Origin of the sequence: Curtobacterium sp. MCPF17_046 (assembly GCF_003224295.1) — a bacterium.
GTDB lineage: Bacteria > Actinomycetota > Actinomycetes > Actinomycetales > Microbacteriaceae > Curtobacterium.
The window spans coordinates 37,906-51,723 of sequence record NZ_QKLB01000021.1 but is presented as its reverse complement, the minus strand read 5'-3'; the positions used below and the strand labels follow the sequence as shown (position 1 = coordinate 51,723).

12 protein-coding genes are annotated in these 13,818 nt (G+C 67.9%); 10 read left to right on the top strand and 2 right to left on the bottom strand.

The annotated features are described in order from the left end of the window. Positions 1-771: 771 nt before the first annotated feature. The 9 genes from DEJ32_RS16700 to DEJ32_RS14890 all read left to right on the top strand — a co-directional run bounded on the left by DEJ32_RS16700 (position 772) and on the right by DEJ32_RS14890 (position 10,662). A complete protein-coding gene (locus DEJ32_RS16700) occupies positions 772-1,203 on the top strand; it encodes a helix-turn-helix domain-containing protein (RefSeq protein ID WP_110901859.1) in 432 nt (143 codons plus the stop codon). Between the two features lie 89 nt (positions 1,204-1,292). Then, the gene (locus tag DEJ32_RS14925; protein WP_258369092.1) at positions 1,293-3,041 is read left to right on the top strand and encodes an Hsp70 family protein; all 1,749 of its coding nucleotides are present in this window, start codon (positions 1,293-1,295) and stop codon (positions 3,039-3,041) included. 31 nt (positions 3,042-3,072) lie between these two features. Next, the gene (locus tag DEJ32_RS14920; RefSeq protein WP_110901857.1) at positions 3,073-4,173 is read left to right on the top strand and encodes a tetratricopeptide repeat protein; all 1,101 of its coding nucleotides are present in this window, start codon (positions 3,073-3,075) and stop codon (positions 4,171-4,173) included. Beyond that, positions 4,170-4,631 (top strand): nucleotide exchange factor GrpE, encoded by a 462-nt coding sequence (locus DEJ32_RS14915; protein ID WP_181420704.1) that lies wholly within the window; start codon positions 4,170-4,172, stop codon positions 4,629-4,631. The genes DEJ32_RS14920 and DEJ32_RS14915 overlap by 4 nt, the downstream gene beginning before the upstream one ends. Further along, entirely contained in the window at positions 4,621-7,374 is a 2,754-nt protein-coding gene (locus DEJ32_RS14910) for an FtsK/SpoIIIE domain-containing protein (RefSeq protein ID WP_110901855.1), read from the top strand. The genes DEJ32_RS14915 and DEJ32_RS14910 overlap by 11 nt, the downstream gene beginning before the upstream one ends. Further along, positions 7,371-8,639 (top strand): nuclease-related domain-containing protein, encoded by a 1,269-nt coding sequence (locus tag DEJ32_RS14905; RefSeq protein WP_110901854.1) that lies wholly within the window; start codon positions 7,371-7,373, stop codon positions 8,637-8,639. Before DEJ32_RS14910 ends, DEJ32_RS14905 begins: the two co-directional genes overlap by 4 nt. 37 nt (positions 8,640-8,676) lie before the next feature. Beyond that, entirely contained in the window at positions 8,677-8,940 is a 264-nt protein-coding gene (locus DEJ32_RS14900; protein WP_110901853.1) for a hypothetical protein, read from the top strand. A gap of 25 nt (positions 8,941-8,965) precedes the next feature. After that, a complete protein-coding gene (locus DEJ32_RS14895) occupies positions 8,966-9,640 on the top strand; it encodes a hypothetical protein (RefSeq protein WP_110901852.1) in 675 nt (224 codons plus the stop codon). Beyond that, positions 9,637-10,662 carry a hypothetical protein gene (locus DEJ32_RS14890; RefSeq protein ID WP_146234187.1) on the top strand — a complete coding sequence of 342 codons (1,026 nt, stop codon included), beginning with the start codon at positions 9,637-9,639 and terminating at the stop codon, positions 10,660-10,662. Before DEJ32_RS14895 ends, DEJ32_RS14890 begins: the two co-directional genes overlap by 4 nt. 411 nt (positions 10,663-11,073) lie before the next feature. On the opposite strand, the gene DEJ32_RS14885 is transcribed toward DEJ32_RS14890, so the two are convergent. Together DEJ32_RS14885 and DEJ32_RS14880 are read right to left on the bottom strand one after the other, a co-directional pair. Then, entirely contained in the window at positions 11,074-12,165 is a 1,092-nt protein-coding gene (locus DEJ32_RS14885) for a site-specific integrase (RefSeq protein WP_110901850.1), read from the bottom strand. A 3-nt stretch (positions 12,166-12,168) separates the two neighbouring features. Beyond that, positions 12,169-12,396: an AlpA family transcriptional regulator gene (locus DEJ32_RS14880; protein WP_110901849.1), complete on the bottom strand. Its 228-nt coding sequence runs from the start codon at positions 12,394-12,396 to the stop codon at positions 12,169-12,171. 604 nt (positions 12,397-13,000) lie between these two features. Between DEJ32_RS14880 and DEJ32_RS14875 the strand changes: the two genes are divergently transcribed. Next, the gene (locus DEJ32_RS14875) at positions 13,001-13,264 is read left to right on the top strand and encodes a hypothetical protein (protein WP_110901848.1); all 264 of its coding nucleotides are present in this window, start codon (positions 13,001-13,003) and stop codon (positions 13,262-13,264) included. Positions 13,265-13,818 lie beyond the last annotated feature (554 nt).

The following is a 13,818-nucleotide window of genomic DNA, read 5'->3' as shown; positions in this document are numbered from 1 at the left end:
GAGATGTCTCGTGGGCTCGGAGATGTGTATAAGAGACAGCCGCAGGGCCCCCCTTTGGAGGACTACGCAACAGCGGAATGCTCCGATCGGTCGCAGCCATCGCTCCGCGCCCGACCGGCGTCCGGCTAACATCCCCGGACTCACTCGTTCCGCGTGTACCTTTCCCTGTCGTCACCGCAAGCTGTCCGGTTCCTAGTTCCGATCCGTGAGGGACAGGGTTCCAAACTCTCCACACGAATCGCCGCAATTAGCAAGGAGACCGAATACCGGTTCCTTCGCGAGCGGTATCTGCAGTTCGCCGTTCCGGTTCTGACCCTGCGGCAGCGTTGAACGTGATCGGTGCGACGAGCAGTCGCGGGCTCCTGGGAAGCGCGCCTGGACCTCGATGGCGGGCAACATATGCGTGTCGAGTCGAGGGTCGAGGGTCGAGGGTCAGTTCTCGTCGGCGTTCCAGGCGGCGCATCTGTCGAAGATGCCGCGGTGGAATCCACGCTTGGCCGCGCGATCGGCTACCGGCTCCTGTGCCTCCGATAAGACGACCTATGGGAGGGAGGCTCCGTCGTGTCTGCCGCAGGCACGCTTCGGATGAGCCGGAAGCGCGCTGACCTGCTCGAGCTGGAAGGGCAGGGTCGGCTTCGCCGTGACAAAAACGCCGCCATGGCGGCGCTGCGGAGAGCGCTGGCAGCGTTGACGCACGTTGCTGACCTCACCCTGGCGACGGCATAGCGAGGCCAAAAACTCCGCGACGTCGAGGACGAGTACCGGCAGCTAATGCGTCAGGACTCGAGCAACACCGACACCTGCAAACTGCTGCGCTTGACCCGATGCTCCGGCACCCGGATACGTCAACGAGCCGGCTACCGCATCCCATCGCTCACACCGACCGCACCGGCAGCGGTCGGACACTACCTTGAGATGCGGGAACGACTTCAGATCGCCGAGCTCCGCCGATTGGGACTCTCGATCCGCCAGATCAGCGTTCGTCTGGGCCGGTACCCGTCAACGATCAGTCGCGAGTTCCGACGGCACCGGACGGGAAGCGGGAGCTACTTGCCGCATCTTGCCGACGACGACGCCAAACGCCAATGCGCCCGCCCGAAGCCGCACTCTTCAACGAGCGGCCACAGCGCGGAGGTCCCGGCTAGCACCGCCCGGACACATCGGCGCGCCCGGTCACATCGGCGCGCCCAGCCAGAGGTCTGAGCAACGGGGAGCTGACCGGGTGCCACCCGGCAGCGAGTCCACCCGCCGCGCCTGGGCCGGCGCGATCCACCTGACGGCCAGGAGGGACGGTGCGGGCCCGGCCGTGCCTCCAGGCCGTAACTGACCGCGCCGCCGACGAGAGGAGGCGCTCGCCCGTCGACCTGCCCCTCCGATACCCAGTTCAGGGGGCAAAGGTCGACACACCGGACAAATTCTCAATACGCTCATTCCGCTCGATCGATCCCAGGACGTCTGTTTCGTCATCGATCGAGCGCAAAGGGGGATCAATGGGCAGGGCCGTCGGCATCGACTTGGGCACCACCAACTCCGCGGTCGCGGTGTTGCGAGTCACTGGCAGCCCGGAGGTGCTGCCAAACGACCAGGGCTCCACGACGACCCCTTCGGTCGTGTTGTTCCAGTCATTTGGCGGCGAGGACGAGCCGCTGGTCGGTGAACTCGCGAAGCGGCAGGCAGCTGCCTACCCCGACGACATCGTGCAGTACGTCAAGCGCTTCATGGGCGACCCGAACTGGCGCTTCGACTCGGCGACCGCGCAGTACCGCTCCGAGGAGGTCTCGGCGATTATCCTGAAGCGCCTTAAGGAGGACGCGGAGCGCGAGCTCGGTGAGGCGGTCACCGACGCCGTCATCACCGTCCCGGCGTACTTCGACGACGCGCGCCGCACGGCAACTCGCCAAGCGGGGAAGATCGCCGGATTCAACGTCCTCCGGGTGCTCAACGAGCCGACGGCAGCGGCGCTGTCCTACGGCCTCGACACGCAGCAGGAGGGCACCGTTCTGGTCTACGACCTCGGCGGCGGCACATTCGACGTCACGGTCCTCACGATCGCCGGTGCCGACTTCGAGGTCCTCGCGACCGACGGCGACCGAAACCTCGGCGGATTCGACTGGGACAACGCCCTGATGAACCTCGTGGCTGATGACCTGGCGAGACAGGGCGTCAAGGGCATCCTCGACGACCTGGCGGCGGTCGCCGATCTGCGCGAGAAAGCCGAGTTCGCAAAGAAGGCTCTCACCAACCTGAGTAACACGAAGATCCAGCTCTCGTTCAACGGCGGGCACCACCGCGTCGAAGTGTCCCGCGCGCAGTTCGAGGCCGCCACGGCGTCGCTCCTCCGGCGAACTGAGGAGCTCGTCGAGGACGTCCTTGCCGAAGCTGGGTTGGCATGGAACCAGATCGACCACGTCCTGCTGGTCGGCGGCTCAACCCGGATGCCCGCGGTGCGGGAGCTCGTGCAGAAGCTCTCCGGCAAGCCGGTCGCCCTGGACGTGAACCCCGACGAGGCCGTCGCCCTCGGCGCGGCCGTGCAAGCTGCCCTCGAGGCGCAGGCCAGCGGTGGTGCGGTCGACAGCGATTCGGCGTCGCTCGCTCCGACGCTCTTCGGTGGTGAGCGGGTGAGCATCGCCGACGTGACGTCGCAGGCGCTCGGCGTCATCATGCTGGACGACGACCACAACGAGGTGAACTCGGTCGTAATCCCCCGCAACACGAAGATCCCGGGGAAGGGGAGCAAGGGCGGGGAGACCGTCACGGACAACCAGACCGAGCTCCGCATCCGCGTGACCCAGGGCGACGACGCCGACCCCGACTTCGTCACGATCGTCGGTGAAGCGACCCTCCGCATCCCGCCGTACCCCGCCGGAGCGCCGATCGAGATTTCGTACCAGTACGACATCGACCAGACCATCGCCATCGAAGTGACGGACCTCACCGCGAACGCCTCGCTCGGGACCTTCGAGGTGGACCGGCTCGCGAACCTGGACGACGACGCGGTGGACGCTGCCGCCGCGAAGATCGCCGCCATCAGCATCAACTGAGTCCGTCCTGGACCAGACGCAGGAAGACGACATGAACAACCACTACGAGACCATCGGTGTCGACACGCGTGCGGGGGAGGACGTCATCCGCGACGCCATCCGCACCACCCGGAAGCGGTACCGGCAGGTCGCCGGATCACCGAACAAGGAGCAGGCGCGTAACGCCGAGGTCATGATGGACCGCCTCGCTGCGGCGGAGGAGACGCTCCTCGACGCGGACAAGCGGCGCGCGTACGACGCCGAGCTCGCCGCGCAACGCCCGGCCCCGGAGGAGAAGCCGCCAGTGGCCCGTCCGACCACCGACTGGGAGGACACCGCCAGGTCGTACCTCGCGAACGGACAGCCGCGCAACGCCGCGCAGGCGGCGAAGCAGGCGACGCACGCCGATCCGGAGAGCATCAGCGCCTGGACCCTGCGCGCGTACGCCGCCCTCGAACTGAAGGACTACTCGGACGCGGACTTCGCCGCCTCGGAGGCGCAGCGTCGCAACCCGGACGACGCGCAGATCGCCGGACTGCTCGGTGACGTCTACGACGCCGAGCACCGCTACCAGGACGCCGAGCGGGCATTCGCACGCGCAGCGGCGATCGAGCCGTCGAACCCGTACTGGTTGGGCCGCGTCGCCTGGGCGCTGTCCGACCAGGGGCGTCTGCAGGAGGCGCTGTCGCTCGCCGGGCAGATCACGGCTCAGTTCCCTGGGGAGCCCTACGCGCGCAAGATGAACGCCTCGATGCTGCTGCAGGACGCCGAGGCCGCACTGAGCCAGGACCGCGGTGGGGTCTACTTCACGAACAAGCGGCAGATCGCGCACGTCGAACAGCGGCTCGCCCAGGTCGCCGAACTCGGCTCGCAGGACGAGGGCGTCATCGCGCACTTCAACGAGCAGCGTCAGAACCTCGAGAACGCCAAGCGTCGTCGGTTCCACCGGCTCAGCGTCCGCCGCATCCTGGCGACGATAGTGCTCGTCATCGTGACGCTCGTCGTGCTCGGCTCGAACAGTGCGGGTTCGATCGTCTTTATGGTCCTCATGCTCGGGCTCTGGATCTGGTGGACGGTCGAACGGTGCTGGCCGCGGCAATGGAAGATCAACCGCAGAGCGCTCGGCCGGGCGGCCGGCACGGGGCTGCAATGACCAGCCAGGACATCGGTGAGGAGGTCGCCTACTTGCGCGACCTGTTCCAGCGCAAGCTCCTCGAGGACCGCGCGAAAAACCAGCTGATCGAGTCGGTGCAGCGCAGTCTCGCTGAGCGCGACGCCCTGGACCTCGGCAACGCCTACCGTGACGTGTTCGCCGAGACGCTGGTCGCCCTCGACCGCCTGCAGACCGAGACTCCGTCCGCCGAGCTGAACGCCTCGGTGGTCGAGGAACTGCTCGAGGTCTTCGCACGCCGCGGACTCCGCGCCGTCGAGACTTCCGGTTCGCTCGACCTGCGTCTGCACGAAGTCGTCGCGACCGTCCCCAGCGGGGATGGGGAAGCGGGCGTGATCGTGTCGGTCCAGCGCGAGGGGTACCTCCTCGGTGACCGACTCCTCCGCCCCGCGCGGGTCGTGGTAGCTCGTCACGAGGCCGCAGCGTCGAATGTCGGCTGAGCCCTCGCGAGCGTCTCTCCGGCAGGCCGCCGAGGCACTGCGGGTTGCGCACGCCGAGACGCTCGGTGCCCTCGAGACGGAGCTCGAGCGCCTGGAGGGAGAGCACGAGGCCGAGCGGACGTCCGCTGCCACGGCGGCGGAGCGGGAGCGGGCGGCATGGCAGGCCCGAGCCAGGAACGGCGTACTCACTGCTCAGTCACGTGCCCGTGATGCCGCCTTCAACCTCACGGGCGCGGTCGACGAGTCAGATCCACTGCGCGTCGCCGAGCTCGTCGACGTCGGCACCATGCTCTTCAACGCCAAGGCGGTCGGCCTCGACACGACACTCGAACTCCCATTGCTCGTACCGCTGATCGGTCACCCTCCGCTCACCGTGGTCGGCGTGGGCGAGGCTGCCGAAGGGCTCCTCCGAGCCGTGCAGGCGGAGGCGTTGCGCTCGACCGCGGCCGGGCAGCTCGCGCTGGTCGCGCACGACCCCGACCTCGCAAACCCGCTCGCGCCGTTCTCACGTCTCACCGAGGCAGACCCGTCGCTCGTCCGGGTGGTCCAGCCCGGCCGCGCCCTCGACGCGTTCCTCGACGAGCTGACCGCGACCGTCTCCCGCGTCGGGAACCGGCTCTTGGGTGTCGATCCCGACCTGACCGCGCACCGCCGTGCGACGGGTCGGCAGGTCGAGCGGTACACGCTCGTGACCTTCCATGACCATCCCCGGTCGGTCACGCAACAGCAGCACGAGCGCCTCATGACCCTCGCGAAGGTCGCTCCGCGCCACGGCATCGCGATGGTCTTCCACGTCCCCGAGCCGACCGCGGTGCCGGCCTGGTTCGACCTGGCATCGCTCCGAGCGCTCGGGGACTCGATCGAGGTGCGAGCGAACCGCGCGCTGTGGGCACGGCGACCGGACGTGAACGTCGTGGTGCAGAGCACGACGCCCGCGTCCGCTGCCTCAGCGGTCGCGGACGTGCTCGCGCAGGCCGCGGAGCAGGCCAGGGTCCGGATCGAGAAGATGCTGCCGTCGGCCCGGTGGACGGGCTTGAGCGTCGAGGGGCTCACCGCGCCGATCGCATGGACCCCGGCCGGTCCCGTGGACGTGACCTTCGGCGACGACGTCGTGCACGGGCTCGTCACCGGATCGAGTGGTCAGGGGAAGTCGAATCTGCTCCAGCTCGTCATCCATGCCCTCGCAGCGCGTTACTCCCCGGACGAGCTCGAGTTCTACCTGCTCGACATGAAGGAGGGCGTGACGCTCGCGACCATGGCGCCGTCGATGAGCGAGGCCGCCTACCTGCCGCACGCCCGGGTCATCGGGTTGCAGGCTGACCAGGAATACGGCCTCGCGGTGCTGCAGGAAATCGAGCGGGTCTACAAGCGGCGGATGGCACAGATCTCCTCCGCCCAGAGCATCGCCGCATACCGCCGGGCCAACCCCGACGTGCGGATGCCGCGCATCGTCGTCATCATCGACGAGTTCCAACTGCTGCTCGCCTCGGACGCCGACCGTGTCGGCCAGGACGCGGCCGCCAAGCTCCTCTCCCTGGTCAAGCTCGTGCGAGCAGCGGGGATCCACATCATCCTGGCGAGCCAGGAGATCGGGTCGATCGACACCCTCGGGGGGAACGTGCGCGAGGGGCTGCTCGCACAGCTGAAGCTGCGCGTCGGCCTCCGGAACACACCGGTCGGTTCCGAGCACACCTTCGGGAGTGGCAACCGGGCCGCCGCCGACCTCCGGCAGCGCGGTCAGGTCGTCGTGAACACCGAGGCCGGAGCGCTCGACGGCAACCGGATCGGCGGCACGCCGTTCGCCGATCCCCACACGCTCACGTCCCTCCGGGCGGACTGGTGCGCGAACCAGCCGGCGGGGCACGCACTGCCCACGGTGTTCGACGGCACATCGGGTGTCGACCTCGGCGCCGACACGGCGACGATCGGCGCGACGGCCCGGGCGGTGACGGAGCAGGAGGCTCCTGTCCGGGCGTTCCTCGGTCGACCCGTTGCCGTCACGCAGGAGCCCGTCACCTTCACCTTCGACCGCGTGCCGGGACGCAACCTGGCGATCGTCGGCAGCGCGGGCGAGATTGACGTCGAGCCGGGGGCGCGGGCCGACCACCTAGCGCTCGACCTGATCCGGTCGGCAGTGACGTCCGCACTCGCTCAGCGCCCTCCGGGCGACATCGAAGTGGTCGTCCTCGACCTGCTCGACCAGCGTGACCGCGCCGTCGGTCAGGTGGACGCATGGCTCGAGGAACTCGTGGAGCTCGGGCACCGTGTCGTTCGGGTGACCGCTCGGGAGGTGAAGGAGTGGATCGCGGCGACCGCAGGGTCGTTGCCGGAGCGGACGGACTCATCCACTCCGGTGCTCGTCGTGGGGCTCGGGCTCGAGCGCATGCCGCCGATCTCGGAGCGGGAGGGCGGGGTGCGCTCGGTCCCCCTGCTCAAACAACTCCAGGGCATCTGGCAGGACGGTCCGACGACCGGTCTGCACAGCATCTCCTGGTGGGCGCAGAGCTCGACCTACCTGCAGCACATCGAGAAGAAGGTCGGTACCTACACGAGCGGGACCGCGGTGCTGTTCGGTGCGGAGGAGACCGCCCAGCGCACCAACGGACTCCTCACCAAGTGGAGCGGGGCAGTGAACCGCGCGCTCTACCGCGACTCGGGCTCGGGCACCGGCCCGCAAAAGCTCATCCCCTACCGGTTAGCGAACGGGGACGTCGCGCGGATCCGATCGACGGTACACGCGTGAGCACATACGAGGAGTATCTCGAGCGGGTTGTCGCGCTCGGTGACGCGATCGTCGAGGCGGAGCATGCGGGCGCTGACGCCCGCCGTGCGGTGAGCACGACCGCCGAGCGCCTGACGGCGCGCCACGAGACGAGCGTCGCCCGCGTCCAGCAGCAGGCCCGCGACGCAGCGACGTCGTACGCCCGGTCAGCCCGTCGGTTGCAGGACCGGAAGGTCGTCGCGAGCGGAGTGCAGCTGCCCGCGCGGGTCCGTCCGGTGGCGACGACGCTCGACGTCGCGGCGGCCGCTCGGGGGCAGAATGAGGCCGCGTCGGAATTCGACCGCGCGGTCGAGGCCTGGATCGCGGCCGCGAGCGGGGACGCCGATGCCGCCGCCGCACTCGCGGCACGGCGTGCAGCCCTGGCAGCCCAGCGGACGGAACCCGCTGAACCGGCACCCACGCCGGTAGAGGAGCCGGCACCGCCCGTGCCGATCGAGCCGTCGCCGGCCGAGAGCTGGTTCCGACGACTGATCCGACAGCTGCTCGCACTGTTCGCCGCCCCGCGCGGGGCTTCCGACCATCCCGCACCGCCCGCGACCCGCGGTCTGCTCGACAGGGCGTCGGCACGAGGCGTGATGAGCGGGTACGAGCCGGCTGCGCTCCAGGCGCTCCCCGTGCCGACCGGCGCGACCGTGCACGGCGTCCCCGGCGCCGGGCTCGCGGGCGCCGGGTTCAGCGCGACCGCCAAGCAACTCGGGCAGCGCGGCGAGGAGAACTTCGCGAAGGCGCTCGCGAAGGCTGGGCTCATTGAGCGCTTCCAGAGCTTCTGGTCGATCCACATGCTGACCGGGGACACATACGGCAAGCAGGAGTCGGACGTCGACTGCGCCATCGTGACGGGCAGCACGATCTGGTTGATTGACCTCAAGTATTACCCGGGCGGCGACGTCGTCTACCGGGGTGCCGGGACCGAGCTGCAGTGCATCGACGTGCCGACCGGTCTGCCGGTGGGCAAGCCGAAGCGGATGACGAAGAACATGCAGATGGCTGTCGAGCGGTTCGGCTCCCGGTACCGCAACTACGGGTCCCTCGGTCTCCGCGCCGCCGTCGTCCTCGTCCCGACCGACGGAGGCGTCGGCCGCATCGACGGGGTGACGTGGCCAGGTGGGATCCCGGCGTTCACCCTCCCCGACTTCCTCGACCAGCTCCGCCGCGAGCCGGGGTTCGTCCAGTCGCTCGACAGCGATCTGGTCGTCCGGACCTTCACCGGTCTCCTCAAGTCCTGACCCGCGTCGATCGACGCACCAACGAAAGGGAAACACCATGTCCGCAGTTGACGACATCAACCAGGCCCTCACCGCCCTCGCCGACGACACCGAGCAGCAGGCGACCGAACTCGCCGGTGCCCGGCGGAACGTCACCGACAAGGCTGCTGAGATGGAAGCACAGCTGAGTTCCTCGTCGAGTGGTCGTGACGTCGCCGATGCGTTCGCAACGGCGATCTCGACCATCGAGGAGGCCGAGGCAAAGCTCGCACAGGCGGCTCAGCAGGCGCGCGATTACGCCGAGACGCTGCTGAACAGCTGACACCCACCCGGCGAGGAGGAACACGATGAGCGACCGCGGCCAGACCAACGTCGAGCGGCAGGCGCAGTGGACGACGATCCGCTGGATCGGGAGCGGTGATCGGCCAACGGTGCGGGACGACGGGTCAATGCTGCTCGTGCCGGTCGGGGCGCCCGTCCTCGACGAGGCGGACGCGTTCTGGCTCCGGGTGAGCGCCGGTCCGGCGCCGCTCACCGACGAACAGGTCCCGGCGGTCGCGGCGCTCGTCGACGTTGGTGCGTGGGCGAGCATAGCGGACGTTCCGGAGGGTGCCCGCGGCCAGGTGCAGGAACTCGTCGACGACGGGCTCCTGCTGCCGTTCGTCCTCGGCACCGGTGGGTTCTGCCGGGACGACCTGGTGCCGGTGATCGCGATCGGCGCCGACGAGCAGCTCGAGGTCGCCGGGGACCCCGGCGACCTCCTGGCAATGGTCGACGTGCGGGTCCCCCGCGGGGACGGCGTGGCGACGATCCCTGCCGTGGTGCTTCGTGTGTTGCAGGCCGTCGACGGCGAGCGTACGGCGGAGGCCGCGGTGGCGCAGGCCATGGCCGACCTCGCAACAGAGGCCGGTCTCGAACGGGGTCCGGATGAAGACCCGGGGCTCACCGAGCTGCACGACGTAGCACGACTCGCCCTCGTCCTCGCGGCACAAGCCGGGCTCGTCGTGCTGGATCTGCGATGACCAGCGCACGAGCGACGATGCAAGCCGGTGTCCGGGCGACCCTCGCCCGTCTCGGCGACCAATCGATCGGTGCTCGCCTGAAGAGCGGAGCCATCGGAGCCGCCGTCGCCGCCGCGCGCAAGGCGCCGGCCGTATTCGCGGCGGGGGGCACGGCAGCAATCGTCGGTGCTGCTCTGACACCTGCGGTGCTCCTCCCGATCGCCTTCGGAGCGGTCGTCTCCGGGTTGAATCCGCCGGCGGGTGCCGACGAGGCTAGCCGGACGGGCACTGATTGGGCCGTCGGGAAGCAGATTCGCTTCGTAGACGATTCTGAGGCGATGGATGGGCTCCGCGCCGAAGCAGCTCGTCTGGACGGTCGTTCGGCTATGTGGCCAGGCACGAAACCGTCCTGGGTCCCCGCCTGGGGTCAATCGTCGATCCTTGCGGCCAAGCACGCGGTCGCGGCTGGACTCGGCGGGGTCGGAGCGAGCGGAATGGAATCGAAGGCGAGAGAGGCGGCGCTCCTCCTGCGCCGGGCTTACAACCAGCAGCCACCGGGTGACCGCGCCGCCTTCATCGCCGCCGTGCATGCCGGCTTGCAGAAGACCGCTGCTTTGAACCACGCTGCGCTGAAATCCGACTACTCGCCCGCTGTCCCGCAAAATCCGGATGCAACACTCCAGGCCCGTGGCAGCCCGGATGAGCCCCCCACCGGAGCGGCAAGCGCAGCCGCTACCACGGTCGCAGAGGCCGCCGCGGCTACAGCAACCGGAGCCAGCCGCGGCGTCGGCGTCCAAAACCTCGGCGCCGCGCTTGCTGCCCTGATCGACGAGGTCGACCGACTAAGGCTGTTCCTGCTCGTCGCAAGCGAACAGGTCGACCTGCTCAGTACCGAATTCGTGGGGACCCTTGTGGGCTCGCAAACCGGCAGGGACGTCCTCGACGCGTTCGACGAGGCACGCCTCGCGGTGGACGACGCGGCCTCTGACCTCGCCGCGACGATCAAGACTTCCGGCGACTACCTCGATGTACTTCGCACCTGAGGGTTCGCTCGCCTTCCGGCCGAAAGGGCGCGGAATGACTTGGTTGGAGCTCACAACATGAGATTGGCCCAGCCGCGGGCACGGGGTGATCCCCGATAGGGGAGCTCTATGACCATTGCCCGCCTTTCGTCAGTTGACGCGCTCGGCAGTCCAAGTCGGTTCATTCACGGCCCAGCGCCGCACTCTGACACGTCGAGCGAGCGAAACTGACTCGCGGCTGAACAACGAAGTCGTGCACACCTCCCCCGGTCTTCCTTCCGCCTTGGGCTGCGCCGTAGAGCTGTTGCACCACTGGCGCTCCAAACGATCGCGGTCTGGTGCTTCACCTGCGGGACAGCGCCAGGCGATTCCAAGTCAATGCCCCGTCATGACTACCGGAGTGCGCCGTGCCGCGCATGATGCTCGCCACGGTTATAGCTGTTCCGCTCGTTGTCGGCTCAACGCGGAGGTGACGTTGTCCAGGTCGTCGGGGAACAGCGCCGCGTAAGTGTCAAGAGTCACTTTCGCCGACTTGTGGCCCAGCATCCGCTGGATCACTTTGACGTTGGCGCCAGCGCTGATCGCGAGTGAGGCAGCGGTGTGCCGGAGGTCATGTGGTGTGACGCGGCGGAAGCTTGCGTCGGCCGCCATAGTCCGCTGAACTGCCTTCGCGAACCATCCCTGGCTGGAGTGCCCTGGCCGAAGGAAGCCTCCAACGGGTGACGACCAGAGGCGATCGTCGGGGTGCTTGTTCCGACAGGCCGCGGCAACAGCCGAGTCGAGGAAGTCGGGAAACGCGACGGAGCGCCGTTCATGCGACTTAACACTGCCCAGGACGTGCTGACCGTTCACCTCTGTAACTCCCTCTCGGATGTTGAGGCGACGGCGACCGAGGTCAACGCTACGAACACGCAAGGCAGTCACCTCACCCCATCGCAGCCCTGTATACGCAAGTAGCCGGACAAGGTCGCCGTATCTGGCCTCCGACGCCAGCGCCTCGACCTGCCGATGAGTCAGGAACACCTCATCAGGGATCGGCTTCTTCCTGACTGTGAGTCCGCGCGCAGGGTTCTTCACAACGCGGTTCTCCTCGACGGCTTCATCGAGGATGCCAGCGAGTAAATCTCGGGCCCTCGCCACCGAGGTGTGCGAGAGCGAACCACCGAGCTCGTTCAGCCACGCTTGGACGTCTCGCTTGGTGACTCGGCCTACGGCGTACCCGCCCCACTTTGGTTCGACGTGCACGCGCCAACAGCTTTCGACGGAGTGGAAGCTGCTCTGCGTGAGCTTGAATCGATGCATCTCGAGCCAACTCGTTCCGAGCTCGCCGATCGTCGCTCGCGCATCCGTCGGGTCAACGTAGGAACCCCGTAACTTCGACACCTCGACGGTGTTGAGATAGTTAAGGGCTTCGGTCTTGCGGCGGAAGCCGCGGTCGTGGCCGCGCGTCCCATCAGGCTTCGTGTACCAGACCTCGTAGAGCTTGCCTCGGGTCTTTGTCTCGTAAGACTTGACTGTCCCCATGGCTCAGCGCAGTTCGTCGGCGGTGCTGGTGTACTCCTGCTCGAGAAGCCACGCCTCAACGGCTTCCTGACGGTACAGCGGGAACCGCCCGACTCGGACAAATCGCGGGCCTGCTCCGGTGATGCGCCACTGCCGCAAGTTCCGGGTCGTCACGTGGAGCCGAGCGGCGAGGGCGTCCGGGGTGAGCAAGTCGCCGGACTGAACGGATGGGGTCAGAGCGATCTGAGACATAGGTACTCCTCGAAAGTCGATGCTTTCGAGGAGGCCCTCTAGCCGAACCTGTTAACGGTTGCTTGGCGTACCCACTCGTCGAGCCGTCACTGGCTCTGGTCCTTTTCAATCATTCAGACCTGCAGCAGACCATACACGTGGAGCCAGGTGGCGACAAACGCACGTGGATGGAGCATCGACCGGCGTCATCCCTCGCTCGGTCATTGCTGCGCGCACCTCGTCGCCTGGTCGGCCTACTCGGGAGGTGTGCACTCTGCCCCGGCATCACCTCGCCATGGGCAGCCGCTACGGTCGCGGGTCTCGGCATGGCGGGAATCATTTCCGAATTCATTCCAGGCCGTGCGATGGGCTGTCGCAGGAAGGGGCGGCGCAGCCTCTGTGGCATTCGTGGTCCACGCCTCGCGAGAGCGTGGTCAGCCGACGGTGTCCGTGGGGAAGCGAAGCGGAGGTGCGGCACCGGCGGAAGGCACCCGAGAACGCCCCTGATGGGTGTTGAAGGGCAAGGAGCGCAGCGACGCAGTAAGGGCCACGAGGAGCGCAGCGACGAGTGGTGAGGGAGGCCCGGAGACCGAGCGCAGCGAGAGTCGAAGGGACGCCCGAAGAGGTGTCGGCTGAGCCGACCGACGAGCAAGTTCACGAGGAGCGCAGCGAGTCGAGAACGCAGCTCGGCGTCACCTCCCCTTATGCCCTTTTCTTCTCCTACTCGCATCCGGAGCTCCAGCGACGGATCGAGGTCACGATTGCTGCTGTGATCGGGGGAAACGGATGGATCAGCCTCATCTTGATCAACACCAGCTCCGAAGGATCAAGCCTGGTGGTGGTGATCAAGTGGCATCCGTTTGCCGCGGGAAGTCGGGGTTTGGGTTGATCCACGGTTCTGGGCATCGTGACGCCGGGGATCAACCCATCGAGCGCAGCGACGCCAGGGGCTGAGGAGCCTGCGGATCAGCACCTGATCAACCCCGACGCAGACGCGGGCACGCGGCTGCCTTGGCCCTCGCAAGCAGCGCAGGTCGGAGCATCGCGGAGACCTCTCGCGTAGCGCTGTAGCCACATCGTCACGGGGGAGGAACGACGCCGTGGCGGGTCCCGCTGCCGCCGCTTCAGCGGCGCCCTTGAGTTCTCCTTTCGCCCCATCGGGCACGACTGTGGAGCGACCGGCGACGATGGACTTCGCGACTGTTCGGGCTCTGGTCGGGCCTCGCTCCCGCCCATCCCAGCCCGTGATCGAGCCACATCCGGTGCGTTTAGCACCGGGCTTCTGTGCCACGTCCCTGGTCACGGCTGATCCACTCGTGGGTGAATCGTGACCAGGGGCGGCCTTCTCTGGGCCGCGAGGCGACCGTCGAAGCTCCTTCCACGGCGCATCGGAGGAAAAAGGGGGGCACCCGGACGCGTTCAGCGTCAGATGGCCGTGCTGTG